Genomic DNA, 17523 nt, shown 5'->3' with positions numbered 1-17523 from the left:
GGAAAGAATTAGCTGTGTTACGATATATCTTATTACTCTAGAGGAGTATTAATAATGTCAACAACTTGCAAAAGAGGTGTGTAATTGAAACTTCCAACAATCCAATTCGGACATATTAAATCGAGAGTTCCTGTTATTCAAGGTGGAATGGGTGTAGGCATATCCTTAAGTGGACTAGCCGCTGCTGTAGCCAATGCAGGCGGGATCGGCACCATCTCTGGTACAGGGATTACTCCTGATGAGCTGAGAATGCATATTCGCAAAACAAGAGAACTCTCTAAAGGGAATGGCTACATCGGTGTGAATGTACTATTCGCAGTGAAGGACTTTGCCGAAAAAATGAAGATTGCTTTGGAGGAAAAGGTTGACTTTATTATTTCCGGAGCCGGAATTTCTAGAGATATTTATGCTTGGGGTAAAGAATATGGCACTCCTGTCGTAACTATTGTTTCATCCGCCAAATTAGCCCGAATTTCCGAAAGACTTGGTGCCTCCGCAGTCGTTGTGGAAGGGTTCGAAGCTGGAGGCCATTTAGGTACAGACAGATCCATGTTTGATATCCTTCCTGAAGTCTTAGAGGCCGTTTCGATTCCTGTTATTGCTGCGGGTGGAATTCTAACAGGGGATGATATCGCAAAAGCCCTTCGGATCGGCGCATCTGGTGTTCAAATGGGTACCCGTTTTGTGGCTAGCCTTGAGTGTGATGCTCCCTTAGCCTTCAAGCAAAAGTATGTAGATGCTCAGCAAGGAGATACTGTCCTAATCAAGTCTACTGTGGGTCTAGAAGGTAGAGCGATTCGGAATGATTTTACGGACCGGATCAGTGATGATGCCAAATTAAAGATAGTCAAATGCTATAATTGTCTAAAGGTTTGTTCACATCGCTTCTGTACAATGGAATCCCTGCTCACTTCCCTTAGAGGAGATGTTAAGAACGGATTGGTTTTTGCTGGGTCCAGAGTTCATGAGATTAAAGAGATTTTGTCCGTACAGCAGATTATCGACAATTTAATGGATGAGTATCAAGGGGCATTGAACCCGACAACTTAAGGTTGTTATAAGATTCAAAAGCACGATTAACCACTTAAGCAAGCTTGGGATTTCCGAGCATAAGTGGTTTTTTTATTTCGCTTGATACTCAAATTTAGTTATATTTAATAAGCTTTTGTGTTGTATTTAACTAAAGATTTCCGTACCTTTCTTTTTAATTGCAACAACAGCTAAATATCTTCACAGCCAAAATGCAATATGCCCAATCCCCAGGATAATCGCAAAAGATGACTGGATATATGTACTTTTCAGAGCACCACTTAACAATTTTCCCTCTCCCTTTCTCATGTATTTTTATGAGTTGGTTTAATACAAAAATTCGCTGAACTATATCTTCTCTAATATAATTCTAATATGGTCCTTGAAGCATTCTATGTATGCCGGTTAACGGATACTACCTTGTGATTATGAGTTTACCGCTCAGCCTTATAAAACTCATGATAAAGCTTCATGAGCGCCCTCTTCTCTATCCTCGAAACATAACTCCGCGAGATCCCCAACTCCTTAGCAATCTCCCGCTGTGTCCTCTCTTCTCCACCTGTATCCAGCCCAAACCTACCCACCACAACTTCTTTCTCCCGGTCATCCAGAATATCTAGGTTGCGATATATCTTACTCTTCTCGATCTTCAGATCGACTTCTTTAATGACGTCATCAGCTTCGGAGCCAAGGATATGGATAAGTGTAATTTCATTACCTTCTTTGTCCGTCCCAATTGGATCGTGCAGGGATACGTCTTACGTGTTTTCTTGAGCGAACACAGGTGCATCAGGATTTCGTTTTCAATACAACGTGCTGCAAATGTGGCTAGCTTTGTTCCTTTGTTTGGACGATAGCTCTCAATAGCTTTAATCATTCCGATGGTGCCAATGGAGATCAGATCCTCCATGTCCTCCCCAGTGTTATCGAATTTCTTGAGGTTATGGGCACGATGTGATGTCAAAAAATAAACCAATTACGATCGATTCTGATTCGAATTGGTTTCCTTTTGCACATTATATTTAATTTGTAGTTTCCGATTGATTTCTTGTGTACATCCTGGTAATCCATTTAAATAACACTTTACTTGATCAATTAACTCTAAGTGAGATGTCAGAGTATTACACTTGTTAAATTGAGTCTAATAATATCCTCGGTTTCAATAAGATAGCCACCGTTTTTCACACGTAGAGCAATACATTCAATATTTAGCCGAACATCTGCTAGTTCCACATAAAACACAATAATTTCAAAGCCTTGTTCCTTTGCATCCTCATCTACCTTATAACGTTACCACCCGCTAAAGTGGTTTCCACAATGAAATCCCACTTATTCCAGATACACTACCTGGCTATTCTTATGGCTTCTTTCCCAGCAGATACTTTACTCTTTTCAGGATGCCCATTAGTGATCTTGCGGCTATACATCTGGAATCATCAGTGATTCTGTTTTATGCCATGCTCCGATATAGAATCTTCCACTTTCATGAAATGAAAAACATAATATTCTCCGTTAATTTTTAGCTGTTCCTTTACTTTTTGATTTCGTCAAATTCACATAAAGATCTAGTGAAATTCAAGGTTTTTGGTGATGCAGCCGGATGATGATACTCAATATCCAATGGATTCCCCAAAAACTATCATAAATTGTAATATATTTAACACAATAGTTTACATATACATTACACATAATAATCAAAAGAGCCGTTTTTTCCTTTTCACAAACTCAAAATATATTAAATTTATAATATTCATTGACTGAAACAAATACTAGTGTTATATTTCCTAACATTAAATAATAAAATACATACAGGAAAAGGAGATTACGCACATGAATAAGTTCAAACGTCTACGTGAAACTAAAAGAGAGCATTCTAGTTCCACCCGATCTGAATATTCACCAGCAAAAAAAAATTGGAGTAAAAAGCAATTTATAGCTACTTCAATTGTGTTATCTGTTATTGCTACGAGTGTAATTCCGTTCCAAACAGCTGACGCTTTAACTAGAGTTACTTCAGAAAGTGGCACAGTATGGGAGATTCACGATGTTTTTGCTCCTAGCTTAGACACAGGAAGTTTACGTACAGTTGGTGCTACACAAGTACAAGGTTTCGGCAATATCTTTGTTAAAGTGTCCTCGCCTTCAGCTCCGCTGATGAATGGTCAAATGATGCGTGGGTTTGACTTGAAATATGACGGCGTTAATAAGTTTACTTCGGCTCAATCTGTAAATCTAGGAAATGTAACAGTAACACGTGAGGTGTATGTGGATACTATTCATAATCGAACGAGATTCTTTGATACTTTCACTAATAAAAATGATGTGGCAATAAAAGTTGATGTATCATTCGGTGGCTCTTTAGGATATGGTACAACAACAAATGCTTCAGTAGTTAAGGCAACCTATTCAGGCGATCTAAAGGTAACTACAGATGATTCATGGATTGTTGTAGATAGTAGCGCCAAAAACAATAAGCCGCTAGGCGTTGCAGTGGGATCTCCAAAGCCGTTTGATAATGGATTAACCGGTCTAGGTAATCAGCAACAGGATCCCTTCACAATACCCTTAGCTGAGTATGGAAATGAAGCGAATTTCTATGGGTTCATTAATTCACTAAATATTGGGCCGGGCGAATCGAAATCCCTAGTAAATTATGTACAAGTTGGAGAAGCTGGTGAAGAAGGGTTGAAAAATCTGGTTGCTATGCTAGATGGACTTAATAGTCTGCTGGATGTAACAGGATTAACAAACGCACAAATTCGGTCAATTAGCAACTGGGATATATCTGCTATAGAGGGACTTGATACTGGAGATCATCTGGTTATACCAAATGCTCCTGCACCTAAAGAATTAGTAACTTCATCGCCGTATGATGTTAAGAATAAATCCATTGCAGAAATGCAGCAGGATATGATTACTGGCAAAACTACCTCTGTACAAATTACTCAAGCCTATTTAGATAGAATCAAGGTATACGATGAGGGACAATTGGGATTCCATGCATTCCTGCATGTATCTGAAACTGCGCTTAACCAAGCAAAAGCTGCTGACGATGCCCGTGCACAAGGTGTAAAAGGTGATTTATTGGGTATTCCAATTGCGATAAAAGATATTTATGATACAAAGGATATGCCTACTACCGGTGGCAGTAAAGCTCTTGAAGGCTGGCAGCCTGATTCTGATGCATTCCAAGTGAAAAAACTGCGGGAAGCTGGAGCTGTAATTATTGGTAAAGTAAATACTTCTGAGTTTGCTAACAGCGGAAGCTTTAGTGAAAGCGGCTGGCAGCAAACATGGAATGCACTCTATCCATCGAAAACATCTTTTGGCTCAAGCGGCGGGTCTGCAGTATCTGTTGCAGCTGATTTTGCAGCAGCAGCAATGGGATCGCAAACAGGAGTATCTCTCTATGCACCAACTACAGGCGCTAGCTTAAAAAGCTTCCGGGGTACAGACGGTATGGCAAGTACTACAGGTGTACTGCCACTCACTTGGGGACAAGATTATGCAGGTCCCATTGCTAAAACAGTAACTGACCTAGCTATTATATTGAATGCTACAACGGGTACGGACCCACAGGATATTTTCACAGTCACTGCTGATGCAGATCATAAGCGTCCAGTGGATTGGAAGGAATCTCTGGATGTTAATGCATTGAAAGGAAAGAAAATTGGATACATTCCTGCATCCTTTGTATCTGCATATGCTGATGATGATACTGGACAGGCAGTGATGGATAAGTTCTCAGAGCTTCAAGCAGCGGGCGCGACTATGGTTGAAATGTCAGCTGTACCATCAGGCCCTAGTCGTCCTTCAGGTATTAATGGATCTACTGAAGGTTGGGCACGTTATATTGAGTTGCATAAGGACTTCCCTTATATTGATGGAGCAAGTGTACTAGCTTCAGATAAAGTGCTTATCTATAATCAAAGAGGATATAGTACCCCAACTCGTATGACTGAACAGGCTGTACAAGATTACATTAAGTATAGAACTGACTATAAAGATGTTATTAAAAGCTGGATGGACGCGAATGGCGTTGATGCTGTTGTTTATGCAGGTTTTATTAGTGACGTATATAACAATGACGCAGCAGCTTCTCAATTAAGTTCAGACCGTAACACAGGCGTATTAACCTCTACTATGGGTCTACCTACGGTAGTTGTTCCTGTAGGAACGAATGACAGCGGATATTCTATCTCTATGCAACTGGTTGGTAGAGCATGGGACGATGCACAAGTTTTAGGCATGAGCTACGCTCTTGAGCAACAAAGTCAAGCTAGACTACTTACAACATTTGCTCCAGCACTTCAATACGTTTCAAACTCTACTAATCCTGATCCAAACACAGATAATGGACCAACCCATCCAAATACTGGAGGAGGTACGGTGACACCTCCAGCAATAACAACGCCTATAGAAACACCGGCACCTGCAGAAACAATAACACCAGCAGATAAGCCAAAAGTTGTTAGTTTTGTAGATACCATGAATCATTGGGCAAAAACAAGCATTGACGCACTAATTGCTAAGGGATTATTGACGGGGTATTCCGATGGAACATTCCGTCCAAATTCAGGTTTGACTCGTGCGGAAGCCATCAAGGTAATTGCAACGCACATGAAACTTGAAGGACAAGAAAGTAACTTTATAGATGTATCTCCAACTCATTGGGCGAATAAGTTTATTGGTGCAGCTGCTAGATCAGGCTTGATGAACGGATATAGTGACGGAAGCTTCCGTCCAGATGAGAAGATTAGTCGTGGTGAATTAGCGGCACTAATCACTCGAGCTTTTAAGCTAACAGGTACTGGAAACACATCATTCAAAGATGTTACAAGAAATGCATGGTATTATGATTCCATTGATGCACTCGCATCCAATAATATTATTACAGGATACGCAGACAGTACATTTAAGCCTGAAAAAGATATTACTAGAGCAGAGTTTGCAACAATTGTTTCCAGATTACTAGAGACTACTAATTAAAAGAAATTCAATTAAAAATGACAGAGTACTCGAGTAACCACGTTTACAGGAAGGGCCATCCCGAAAGGGATGGCCTTATAACTTGCCGTTACAGATAGTGCGATGAACCGTACCATAAGTAGAACGAAAAGACTTTTTCCGGATTATAGAAAGACGGTCTCGTTTATAGCAGAAGTTCCCTCTGTAAGTCGTTTGTTCCTAGCGGGACTATCACTTTTTATGGCGGAAAAGTAGAGTTAGGGACTGTATGCTAGGGGACTAGCGGTCTATGAGGCGTCAGATCTTACGGTTGGTAATCACACTATTCCTGCAAGCTACAGCGGCGATAATCACTATAAAGATTCTACAAATAGTTGGCTACAAAACGTGAATAAAATATGGTCTCAAATCAGTATGAATATCTTACAATCTACTATGGTGGGGGCTCGGTCGATGTACAAGTCGGTACACTCGGCATGTCATCCCTACTCGATCTTACTCCATCCAGCGCCTAGAAAATTATTTGCTCATATAAACATTTTCATATTTATTTCCTCATTGAGTTCCTGGAGACATTTGAATATTCCTTCATGATTATCATGCTCTGAGATTCCTTGACACTCACTCCCCGACCCGAAGATCGGTTTCATCCGTATGAATCAGCGGTTTTCGTAACAAAGTGGAGCGAATCTCCCGTTTTGGCCGCTAGCACCTTTATGATATATTGTTATACTCTATGCGCTGGAACGCAAAAGAAGACAACTTCTACTGAAGGTGCTCCTAGAGTGTCGATAAAGTCCAATGAAATAGTTAGGGGAAGATGAGCTGCACGGGAATGACGGCATTCTTAGGTGAATATATATTCTCTATTTGTTCAAGTAACAGCTTTACGGCTGTACGTGCCATTTCCTGTTCATCCTGTTGTACATAAGCTACGAATGAAAGATGTGGATTATCGAAAGATAGCAAATCGATATTTGAGTGATTGTTGAGACGGCTGATAGCGGCCGATGTAAGGCGTGCGGTTTCTTCGGTTAAGGAGAAAGCTGCCGAAATTCCACTATGCCCCTGCAAGAAGTCGCTTACATAGTCCAATGCTTGCTTACCGCGTAGAATGTCGAGAGGGATGTGACACCACAAGCTCTTGTCGATTGATATACCTCGATCTGTGTACGCCTTCTCGAAGCCGAGCGTGCGATCCTCGATGGCTGTATTGGCATTCTCAGGTGAGATGAGCGCAATCTGATGATGACCCTTGGATAGCAAATGAGAGACAGCCTTATACGCACCGCCGTAATTGTCTGATGTAATCGTGTATGTCTCAATGTTGCGCAGGTAGCGGTCGATGAACACACATGGGAATTTATCGAGCGACAGACGCAGTAGTGATTCGTTGTACTTCTCATCTTCTGTTGGAAAAACGATCAGTCCCTTCACACCGAGCCCCGTTAGTGTACGAATGGCGTTCGATTCGATAGAGGAGGACTCTCGCGTGATGCTTAGTACCATGCTGAGGCCAGCTTCAGACAGGAATTGTTCCGTGTAGTCGACGAGCTTCTGAATGACACGGGTTACCATCGTCGGAATAATGAAGCCGATGAGCGGCAAGGACGACGCGCTGTGTGGAGATAATGGAGAATCAATGCTAGAAATATCAAGACTAGAAGAGACGAATGTGCCTTTGCCTTGTACGCGTATAATTAATCCTTCGTCAGCTAGCTGGGTTAAGGCGTTTTTGACGGTTATTTTACTTACTTTGAATTCGTCCATTAATTCTTGTTCAGAAGGGACGCGGTCCGTTGGCCGAAGCTGCCCAGATTTAATTTTCTGTACAATATCTTCTTGAATTTGCTTGTAGAGCACCAGCTTTTTCAAATAAGTACATCTCCCTTAAAATTTAATGATTTTTATAATCAATTGGTTATATAAAATATATTACGTATATATTATAATGCAATTTATAAAGCGCTTACAATACAGAATTAGGAAATTTATTACGAAGGTGTCTTTTCATTGAAAGGTTAGAATCATGTTAAGAAGGTTGGTAACGAGACGTATTGAAACCGCTTAAATTAACAGAAGTGACCAGTCACCCAGCATCTCAAATGAGTAACAAAAAAAGAGAGGATGACGAACAAATGAAAAAACGCATTACATTAATCTCCATCGTTACAATCCTTATGATGTCACTAGTTTTGTCGGCATGTAGTAAGTCTTCCAGTTCATCAACGGAAACACAGCAGTTAGGCGCTGATGCCGGTGAGAATGCAACAGAAATGTCATTTTGGACATTCGTAGATTTGCATGGCAAGCATTTGGATAAAATGCTGGGGTTATGGAACCAACAGAATCCAGACAAACAGATTAAGTTGAATGTAACGGTTATGCCTTATGATGATATGCACAACAAGCTCTTATTGGCAGTTACAAGTGGAAAAGGTGCTCCTGATATTGCGGATATCGAGCTTGGTCAGTTCCCTAAATTCTTGGAAGGGGACAACGTTCCACTGGAATCTTTGAATGATGTATTTGCACCATACAAAGACGTTGTCGTTCCCTCACGTGTCGATATTTACTCCAAAGCTGACCAGGTTTATGGCTTTGATTATCACGTAGGTGCTACGCTTGCTTTCTACAACACGGAAATTCTCGAACAAGCAGGTGTTGACTACAAGATGATCAAAACTTGGGAAGATTACAATCAAGCAGGTATCAAGGTTTATGAAAAGACTGGTAAGTACTTAGGTACTGCTGATACATCCGCTACGTGGCAAGCCTCGCTGTTACTTGCTCAGCAAAACGCTGATTTTACAGATGAAAATGGCAATCCAAAAGTTAACTCCCCTGAGATGATTAAAGCATTTGAAATGTTAGTTGACCTGCAGAAGAATAATGTTATTCATACGATCCCAGGCGGACAACCCGACACAGAAGAAGCAAAAGGCGAATACAACAAAGGCAACTACGCAAGCGCATTGATGCCTGAGTGGTACATGTCCCGCTTTGTAAACGAAATGAAGGACCTTAAAGGTAAGTATGCAATTGCTCCATTGCCTGTATTCGAAGAAGGTAATCCTCGTTCCGTTGGCTTAGGCGGTACTGGCACAGTTGTTACTAAGACTGGTAAAGACGTTCAGTTGGCAAAAGAGTTTGTAGCTTTTGCTAAGCTTTCGAAAGAAGCTACTACTGAAATCTGGAATACACTTGGATTTGACCCAATCAATATGGAAGTATGGAAAGATGAGGCTGTAACGAAAAACCCTGATAACGAATACGTCCAGTATTTTAAAACAAATGCATTTGATACTTTGAATGAAATCAAAGACGAAATTAGAGCTATCAAATCCGTAAAAGCTTCACCGACGATCGGCAATGTGCTCAATACGGTTACTCTGAATGCGATCTTTGAAGATGGCCAAGACGTGAAGGAAGCTCTCGATGAAGCACAGGCAGCAATTGAACAAGAATTGAAATAAAAATAATAAGTAAATGGTTATGATTAAGCCTGTCGGCAAGAATGGTGCTCGACAGGTTTAGTCATAGTCAAGGGAGAGTGGGATTATGATAAAGAAATTTGTATACTCTCAAAAGGTTGCACCTTATGTATTTGTGTTGCCATTCATAATCATATTCTTGATATTCTGGTCTTATCCACTTGTAAATTCATTCGTAATGAGTTTTCAAGATAGGATGTTGGGACAGGATCCAAAATGGGTTGGTGAAGCGAATTATTCGAAGTTATTCACAGATAAAGTGTTTTTGACGGCTATTAAAAATAGCGTTGTATACATGCTAGGAACCTTAGTGCTGTTAATCCCTTTCCCAATGTTATTTGCAGTTATGATAAACAGTAAGTTAATGCTGGGGAGGGAGTTTTTTAAATCTTCGTTCTTTCTTCCTGCATTGACATCTGTCGCAGTGGCGGGTACTATTTTTCGCCTAACATTCGGCGAAATGGATGGTTCATTAATGAACAGTTTTCTAGGTCTATTTGGTGTAGAGCCTACTAAATTCTTGAAAGATGCAGAATGGAGTATGGCTGCACTATTAATTCTTGCATGTTGGCGATGGACAGGTGTTAATATGCTGTACTATCTATCTGGTTTGAAAAACATTGACAATGATTATTATGAGGCTGCTTCAATTGACGGGGCATCTGCTTGGCAGAAGTTCAGATCGATTACAATGCCATTATTGAAGCCGACCACGATATATGTTACGACAATTAGTGTTTATGCAGGTTTGGCAATGTTTACCGAGAGCTTAATGATGTTTAACGGTAACAATTCACCGAAAAATATTGGCCTAACTATAGTCGGATATTTGTATAGACAAGGAATTGAGAAGAATAAGCTCGGTTACGCTGCAGCAGTTGGTATCGTTCTATTAGTCATTGCTATGATTATCAATTTAACGCAGTTGAAATTTAGTGGAATGTTCAAAAAGGAGGAGGATTAAAATGGGCACTAGTCAGATGAAGAACAACGTAATTGCTAGAATAGTCATAATTAGTACCTTTATTATACTATTCGTTATAATTATGGTTCCATTCTATGCAGTGGCCCTCTCTTCCTTTAAACCAGGTGAAGCTTTAATAAGATATGGTCTTAACTTAAGTTTGAATTTTGAAATAATGAGTTTTGATAATTTTATCTATTTATTCACTGGACAACATGATTATTTTGTATGGTTTTGGAACAGTATGACGTTAACAATCATTCAGGTTGCTTTAACACTGTTTGTAAGCGCTTTTGTTGCATATGGTTTTGCAGCGTATGATTTCAAAGGTAAGAACTTCCTCTTTATATGTGTGTTGCTCATTATGATGGTGCCATTTGAAATATTGCTGGTTCCTTTGTACAGCTTAATAAATGATTTGCAAATGGTGAATAGCTATTCGGCAATCATTCTGCCGGGTATAGCTAATGCCGGGACGATATTCTTCTTTAGGCAATATCTCAGAAGCATACCAAAAGAAATTATTCAATCTGGGCGAGTTGATGGAGCAAACGAATATGCGATATATTTCAGAGTGATTATGCCGATTATGAAGCCTTCCTTTGCGGCAATGGCCATTCTGAATGGTATGAATAGCTGGAATAATCTATTGTGGCCATTCATGGTGTTGGGAGATCAAAATAAATATACACTGCCAATCGGTTTAAAAACATTGTTAACTCCTTATGGGAATAACTATGACCTTCTGATCGTGGGCTCCTTCTTCTCCATCATTCCAATCTTCATATTGTTTATCGCTTTCCAGAAATATTTCATTGATGGTATGACTGCGGGTGCTGTTAAAGGTTAGTATCTATTACTTATGAAATAGGTGATAAGATGGGAGTCCAACAAGAGGAGTTACGCGTCATTAAACCATTGATCGAGCAACGAGCTGATCCTTTTATATGCCGACATTCAGATGGTTATTATTATTTCGTGGCCTCGGTTCCAGAGTATAATCGGATTGAAATCCGTAGGGCACAGGACCTTGTAGGGCTTATTACATCAGCTCCTGTAGTGATCTGGAGAAAGAGAGAGACTGGCATTCTTAGTGCCAATATTTGGGCGCCAGAGCTGCATTTTATTGATGGAAAATGGTACGTATATTTCGCTGCCGCGCATACGTCGGAAACTACAGAAGGCTTGTTCGACCATCGGATGTATGTACTGGAGAATGAAAATGCAAATCCGCTCGAAGGCAGCTGGACGGAAAGAGGACAGGTTCGTACCGCTTGGGAAAGCTTCTCCCTCGATGCCACTACCTTTGAGCACAATGGTAGCCTCTATTACGTATGGGCACAAAAGGATCCGGAAATCGAAGGCAACTCTAATCTCTACATATCTAAAATGAGCAATCCGTGGACGTTGATTGGGGCGCAAACGATGATTACGATGCCCGAATATGACTGGGAGATCATCGGGTATAAAGTGAACGAAGGCGCGGCATTTGTTCGCAAAGATAATCGGGTATTCCTCACTTACTCTGCTAGCGCTACTGATTTCAATTATTGCATGGGCTTGCTTGAAGCCGATGCGGACTCGGATTTGCTCGATGCTGCCTCATGGCGCAAGTCGAAAGTACCGGTTCTCACGACTGATGAGAGCATCTCGATGTATGGTCCTGGTCATAATAGTTTCACGGTGTCAGAGACTGGCGAGAAGACGCTGTTTGTGTTCCACGCAAGAACGTATAAGCATATTGCAGGAGATCCGCTATACGATCCGAATCGCCATACATTTGTAGCGGAGCTGTTGTGGACGGATGACGGCAGACCTGATTTTCGCGGCTCTGTTGCGGCACTTGCACGTTCTGTACAATACGAATAGATCTGCAAGCGCTTCACAAAATTCTAAATGGATTTAGTTGACTTATGTCGTACATGGGGAAGCCTTTATAATTAGAAATAAAAACAAGTACCCATCCAATCGATGGGTACTTGTTTGCAATGCAATAGAAGTGATGAATTACGTAATGTTGTACTAACTATTTGGTGATCGGTATAGACGAAATAGTAATCATAGCATTACTGATTGGCTAAATGTGTTGCTACTGTCATGAGTGTCATGCTAAGTTAAAAACAATCTATTTCATGAAGCAATAATCAATACGATGTGGGTAGTACAGACATAATAGTGATGTGGACGGAATCCTGTAAATGGTTCAAGGAACAAATCAACATCTTATATTAATCGTGTTAACGTAAATATATGTATTGTATGAAAGTGGGTATACCTATTGGATTCGAAGCTAGCAGCATATATAACATTAGTTTGTACTTCGGCTGTTCTGAATTTGTCTATACTTGTCTTTACTTATTGGAGGAGACATTATTATACAAATATCGCTAATTTGTTCATGTGGAATACATTAACTTCAATGATTTATTGCTTTGGTTATGCCTTTAGCTTAACATCGACTTCGTTAGAACAGCTTAGATTTTGGAATATTGTACAGTATGCAGGGATGCCATTTTTCCCTCCGTTAGGATTAATGTTTGTCATGCAATATTTGGGTTATAAAATAACGAGAAAAAGAATAATCGCACTACTTACAATCCCTTGTATTACTTTTCTCATCAATGTAACTAATGAATCCCATCATTTTTACTATAGAATATATGATATCCATTCGGTGCTTGGGGCTCCATATAGTGAGATTGAGTATGGGGCATGGTTTGCCGTACATAATATTTACATTTTCTGTTGTATGTTAGCTGCGCTCTTATTGCTGCTTTCACGCTGGAAGGAAACCGTTAGTGTATATCGATCTCAATTATTTGCCCTCATCTGCGGTCAACTGCTTCCAATAATGACTGCATTTTTATTATTCATAGGAGTGACACCCGATGGTATCGATCCTGTACCCATGGTTATTTGGTTTTCTTCTGTTTTGTACCTTTGGTCTATTACCTCCTCTCGAATGTTATCAATAATGCCAATTGCAAAGGAAACGATCTTTAATAGTATGAACGATGGTGTCATTGTGCTTAATGATACCTATCAATTAATCGAATATAATCAAGCTTGTAAAAGTATGTTTAGTGAATTGGATCGATCAACGTTAGGGCAGCCATTTGATCAAGTTTGGTATATGCTAACGGATCAATCATTCCCTGTTCAATTAGATACGATCTCAGATAAATTGAATGTTACGATTCATCAAGGTAATTATATATATCAGCTACGTATTTCTATGCTTCAACAATCTAATAATAACTCTGGCTTACTAATTATATTTACGGATATAACAGAGCTACATACATTACAACAAAAGTTAGAGCATCAAGCCTATTATGATGATCTTACACAAATATACAATCGTCGTGCCTTTTTCCAGAAAAGTGAGCAAAGCTTAATGAAAGCAAAGGGTGAATTATCATCCTTTGTGATTATTCTATTTGATATTGATTTTTTCAAAAAAGTGAACGACACTTATGGGCATCAAACCGGAGATCAAATGCTAGTACATGTGGCTCAAATATGTAAGGCTGAGATGGGAGAACATATACTATTTGCTAGATATGGTGGTGAAGAATTTGTACTCGCTTTACCTGGTTATACACTAGCGGAAGGGGAAAACTTCGCTAATTACCTTAGATTTTGCATTGAACAGAAGCCTCTAGTTGAAAATGAAAAATTGGTAACGATTACCTCTAGTTTTGGGGTATCCGTAACGACAGGAGCTGTGGAGGAAACAATCCATCAACTTCTTCATAAAGCTGATGAAGCACTTTATGCTGCCAAAAGAGCTGGTCGAAATCAAGTGCGGGTTTTTAATGAAAAGTACGAATATGTGGAATAGTACAGCAAATTAAAATAGAGGCGTACATCGGAGCCGTGCTTAGTTTAGTAACTTGGTGGATTGAGAGCAAAATGCCTCTCAATCAAGAAGAAATATACTTATGAGTGACTGTTTCAACAGGATATAACAGTCAGTTATTCTGATATTGAAGGATCATATGCTAGTGATGCTATTAGGCAATTTACAGAAAGAGGAATTGTAAACGGTATAGGTATGAGAATTACCTGTATTTCGCTCTATAGATGTTACGGTGAACCGTATCATAAGTAGGGCGAACCCTATCTACACAAAAAACGACTCATCCTTAGACAAGTCGCTTTTCAAGTTTTATTATTAATGGATTATTACTGTGTAATTGTCATCAGTCCTACCGCTTCGCCTTATAAAACTCATGATACAACTTCATGAGCGCCCTCTTCTCTATCCGCGAAACATAACTCCGCGAGATCCCCAACTCCTTGGCAATCTCCCGCTGTCCTCTCTTCCCCGCCTGTATCCAGCCCAAACCTACCCACCACAACTTCTTTTTCCCGGTCATCCAGAATATCGAGGTTACGATAAATCTTACTCTTTTCGATCTTCAGATCTACTTCTTTAATGACATCATCAGCTTCGGAGCCAAGGATATCGATAAGTGTAATTTCATTACCTTCTTTGTCTGTCCCAATTGGATCATGCAGGGATACGTCTTTACGAGTTTTCTTCAAGGATCTTAGGTGCATCAGGATTTCGTTCTCAATACAACGGGCAGCAAAAGTGGCTAGCTTTGTCCCTTTGTTCGGACGATAACTCTCAATAGCTTTAATCAGGCCGATGGTGCCGATGGAGATCAGATCCTCCATGTCTTCTCCGGTGTTATCGAATTTCTTGAGGTTATGGACACGATGCGATGTCATTAACAGAGTACCAATATGATGATTTGATACAAACACATTTCCGCCATCCGGGGAAAAGCGGTTACGCTACCTGGGGACTGCCTAACAGTCTACTTCAACCTGGATATTGTGCACCATGGAGTGAGGAATCTCCAGATAAGGGGATTTATTCTTAGATAGGAACAAGCCTGATGCGGTTTCGCTTCAGGCTTGTTTGGTTTTTGGCGCAGTAGCGGAGGCATTTGTCCGGCTTGGATCTTCTGAAAGGTTGTAAGATTAAATCCCATGTTTCCCCAATTCCGTATTGTTCACTACATCCACAGCATATGCCGGAAGGATCTTTAGTTACTGAACTCAGGATAAACCTCTGGTAGCCCCATTTTCATTTTTAGGAATATACAGGATTAATGAATCTCCACAGGAAAGACAAAGAGACGAAATATCAATTTTACAACACGTGTAGAAGAAACAGAACAATATATTTATAAGAGGGTAATAAAGAAACAAACAAAAAAATTCTTAATATCGTATGACATAAATTAAAAAGTTTCTTACATATTGCATGCTTTTAATTTATCTGTGGACTATTAATCTTCAAATCAGATAATCAAATACTTGATTATGTGGGTGAGCAGAGGTTATGGGCAAGAAATGATCTAGAAAAAACACCCTATGATTATTAGTCACAAGGTGGCCGCAAGTATATTTCAATTTTTTCTATGACTCAACAAAAAGCGAGTTCAACTGTACCGCCTTCTCCTTTTATTATGTTTTTTAATGAATCTAAGGCTTGAACAACATAGCCATGACTTAATTCCTTACGTTCTAATATCATTTAGGTGTATCTGGTGCAAGAAACGCGGATAATCCCTTTGTATCTTGAGGTCGAGCTGTATGATTTGTATTGGTCATTGATCCACTATGATATATTGTCTGCTGTTTCTTATTTGAGGAAGTAGCTTCAGTTACAGATTCTCCCACTGACACTGCAGCCGTTATTCCTATAGTTTTCACCAATGCTTCATTTACTTTACCTGCTTGTGCACTAGGATATGGGACAACTGCCGCACCGCCCTTGACCACGTAATTATGGGGGTCAATCTTTGGAGCATTAGCAACTGCTTCTGCTAGATTTTTTTTATAGATATCAAGTAGTTGTGTTATGCTTCTTCCAGGGTTATTATTCTTAATGGTATCTGGAACAAATAAAGAGCTAGAATTGGTACACCCCCCAGTATGCGCATATCGACCATTACCCGACTCACAGTAATTTCCAGTTGGATCAATATTAATTAATGGATTATTATGAACATAAGTATATAAGTTCAAACTAAGCGGTTTTGAATCTGACCTTCATACGTATCTTCCGTTATAAATCGCCCTATTGAAGGATCATAATATCTAACCTTAAGATAGATTAGTCCCGACTCAGCATCTTGTAACTCTCCTGTATATTTGTATGGGTTGTCAAATCGCCTGAATTGACTGCTATTTTCATTAGTTTGATTTCCCCAAATATCATAGTCATAACTCTTAAGAGTCGTCTTTCTATCATATGCGTCGATAATTATGGTATGCGTGCAAACACGTGTTAACTTAGATATTTAGCATGGACATCGAATTTATTTTATTACAAACGTTTTATTTTCTTATGCAATTAGTGGATAGCATATCATCATTATTGTTACTCCAAATTTTTATTCGAAAGATAGTACCGATTGATTTCATGAATCTCCATTATTATTTTCTACACAAATTACATATCAATTGACTAATTATTATTTAATCTGCTTTAACATAGAAAAACTGCACCTCAAATTGTGAGTTTAGTCAACAATCGAGGTACAGTTCAGAGTGTTACACATGAGGTAGAATGTCTTACATTCTATAATTACTCACTCGTGTAATATTATAATTTAAACTAATATATAATGATTTAATTTCAAATTAACCTCTCCAAAATTTCCATTGTGATTTCATCTATACCTGCGTCTTTATCATCAAGAGTTGGATAAGTGGATAACCGCTGAAGATCTGGTACTAACTCCAATTTATCCCTCAAAGATAATTTATCAAACAATAGACTTAAGATAGAACACTTCCACAGACCATCTTCAGAATTTAAAATATCTCTAATAAATGGAACTAATTCTGAATTGAATTGTAATAGGATATCACTAATCTCTATTGAAATTGGCCAATTTGAATCTTGAAGCCATTCAAATAAATCAGGTAAAATCGTTCTAATAGCATCCTTATCACATTCCTGCAATATTTTCACACTATCGAAATCATGTTTATCTTTTGGTAATAATTTTCTAATGCTCATAATATTCCTCCAAATCAAAA

General features: G+C 39.3%; 11 protein-coding genes and 2 pseudogenes. 7 read left to right on the top strand and 6 right to left on the bottom strand.

The window, feature by feature from the left end:
* Nucleotides 1-84 precede the first annotated feature (84 nt).
* A complete protein-coding gene (locus NST40_RS06915; protein ID WP_076219033.1) occupies nucleotides 85-1050 on the top strand; it encodes a nitronate monooxygenase in 966 nt (321 codons plus the stop codon).
* A 413-nt stretch (nucleotides 1051-1463) separates the two neighbouring features.
* Here the strand turns inward: NST40_RS06915 and sigK (NST40_RS06910) are convergent.
* Nucleotides 1464-1978: pseudogene (gene sigK, locus NST40_RS06910) on the bottom strand (RNA polymerase sporulation sigma factor SigK); the annotation flags it as partial.
* A gap of 881 nt (nucleotides 1979-2859) precedes the next feature.
* Here sigK (NST40_RS06910) and NST40_RS06905 point away from each other — a divergent pair.
* Nucleotides 2860-6018, top strand: coding sequence for an amidase family protein (locus tag NST40_RS06905; RefSeq protein ID WP_081387465.1), 3159 nt, complete (start codon nucleotides 2860-2862; stop codon nucleotides 6016-6018).
* 789 nt (nucleotides 6019-6807) lie between these two features.
* Here NST40_RS06905 and NST40_RS06900 read toward each other — a convergent pair.
* Nucleotides 6808-7872, bottom strand: coding sequence for a GntR family transcriptional regulator (locus NST40_RS06900; RefSeq protein WP_076219034.1), 1065 nt, complete (start codon nucleotides 7870-7872; stop codon nucleotides 6808-6810).
* Between the two features lie 263 nt (nucleotides 7873-8135).
* Between NST40_RS06900 and NST40_RS06895 the strand changes: the two genes are divergently transcribed.
* The 5 genes from NST40_RS06895 (at nucleotide 8136) to NST40_RS06875 (ending at nucleotide 14299) form a co-directional block, all read left to right on the top strand.
* A complete protein-coding gene (locus tag NST40_RS06895; RefSeq protein WP_042185834.1) occupies nucleotides 8136-9473 on the top strand; it encodes an extracellular solute-binding protein in 1338 nt (445 codons plus the stop codon).
* Nucleotides 9474-9558: 85 nt separating this feature from the next.
* Nucleotides 9559-10455, top strand: coding sequence for a sugar ABC transporter permease (locus NST40_RS06890; RefSeq protein ID WP_042185833.1), 897 nt, complete (start codon nucleotides 9559-9561; stop codon nucleotides 10453-10455).
* A gap of 16 nt (nucleotides 10456-10471) precedes the next feature.
* Nucleotides 10472-11305, top strand: coding sequence for a carbohydrate ABC transporter permease (locus NST40_RS06885; protein WP_076125501.1), 834 nt, complete (start codon nucleotides 10472-10474; stop codon nucleotides 11303-11305).
* Between the two features lie 29 nt (nucleotides 11306-11334).
* Nucleotides 11335-12324 carry a family 43 glycosylhydrolase gene (locus NST40_RS06880; RefSeq protein ID WP_076276597.1) on the top strand — a complete coding sequence of 330 codons (990 nt, stop codon included), beginning with the start codon at nucleotides 11335-11337 and terminating at the stop codon, nucleotides 12322-12324.
* Between the two features lie 409 nt (nucleotides 12325-12733).
* Entirely contained in the window at nucleotides 12734-14299 is a 1566-nt protein-coding gene (locus NST40_RS06875; protein ID WP_076276598.1) for a histidine kinase N-terminal 7TM domain-containing protein, read from the top strand.
* Between the two features lie 367 nt (nucleotides 14300-14666).
* Here the strand turns inward: NST40_RS06875 and sigK (NST40_RS06870) are convergent.
* The 4 genes and pseudogenes from sigK (NST40_RS06870) to NST40_RS06855 form a co-directional block, all read right to left on the bottom strand.
* Nucleotides 14667-15171: pseudogene (gene sigK, locus NST40_RS06870) on the bottom strand (RNA polymerase sporulation sigma factor SigK); the annotation flags it as partial.
* An 834-nt stretch (nucleotides 15172-16005) separates the two neighbouring features.
* Nucleotides 16006-16503, bottom strand: coding sequence for a hypothetical protein (locus NST40_RS06865; RefSeq protein ID WP_076276599.1), 498 nt, complete (start codon nucleotides 16501-16503; stop codon nucleotides 16006-16008).
* Nucleotides 16500-16691, bottom strand: coding sequence for an RHS repeat-associated core domain-containing protein (locus NST40_RS06860; protein ID WP_256718978.1), 192 nt, complete (start codon nucleotides 16689-16691; stop codon nucleotides 16500-16502). The genes NST40_RS06865 and NST40_RS06860 overlap by 4 nt, the downstream gene beginning before the upstream one ends.
* A gap of 425 nt (nucleotides 16692-17116) precedes the next feature.
* On the bottom strand, nucleotides 17117-17503 hold the full coding sequence (locus NST40_RS06855) for a DUF5071 domain-containing protein (RefSeq protein ID WP_076276600.1): 387 nt from the start codon (nucleotides 17501-17503) through the stop codon (nucleotides 17117-17119).
* Nucleotides 17504-17523 lie beyond the last annotated feature (20 nt).

The organism is Paenibacillus sp. FSL R10-2778 (genome assembly GCF_038593035.1).
Taxonomy (GTDB): domain Bacteria; phylum Bacillota; class Bacilli; order Paenibacillales; family Paenibacillaceae; genus Paenibacillus_AQ; species Paenibacillus_AQ odorifer.
The sequence above is the reverse complement of the archived record's forward strand: the minus strand, read 5'-3'. Positions and strand labels throughout refer to the sequence as shown.

Bases quoted from the DNA above. Each gene is read 5' to 3' on its own strand.
- NST40_RS06905 (WP_081387465.1), top strand. From the start codon at position 2,860: ATGAATAAGTTCAAACGTCTACGTGAAACTAAAAGAGAGCATTCTAGT.
- NST40_RS06880 (WP_076276597.1), top strand. From the start codon at position 11,335: ATGGGAGTCCAACAAGAGGAGTTACGCGTCATTAAACCATTGATCGAG.
- NST40_RS06890 (WP_042185833.1), top strand. From the start codon at position 9,559: ATGATAAAGAAATTTGTATACTCTCAAAAGGTTGCACCTTATGTATTT.
- NST40_RS06895 (WP_042185834.1), top strand. From the start codon at position 8,136: ATGAAAAAACGCATTACATTAATCTCCATCGTTACAATCCTTATGATG.
- NST40_RS06885 (WP_076125501.1), top strand. From the start codon at position 10,472: ATGAAGAACAACGTAATTGCTAGAATAGTCATAATTAGTACCTTTATT.
- NST40_RS06855 (WP_076276600.1), bottom strand. From the start codon at position 17,503: ATGAGCATTAGAAAATTATTACCAAAAGATAAACATGATTTCGATAGT.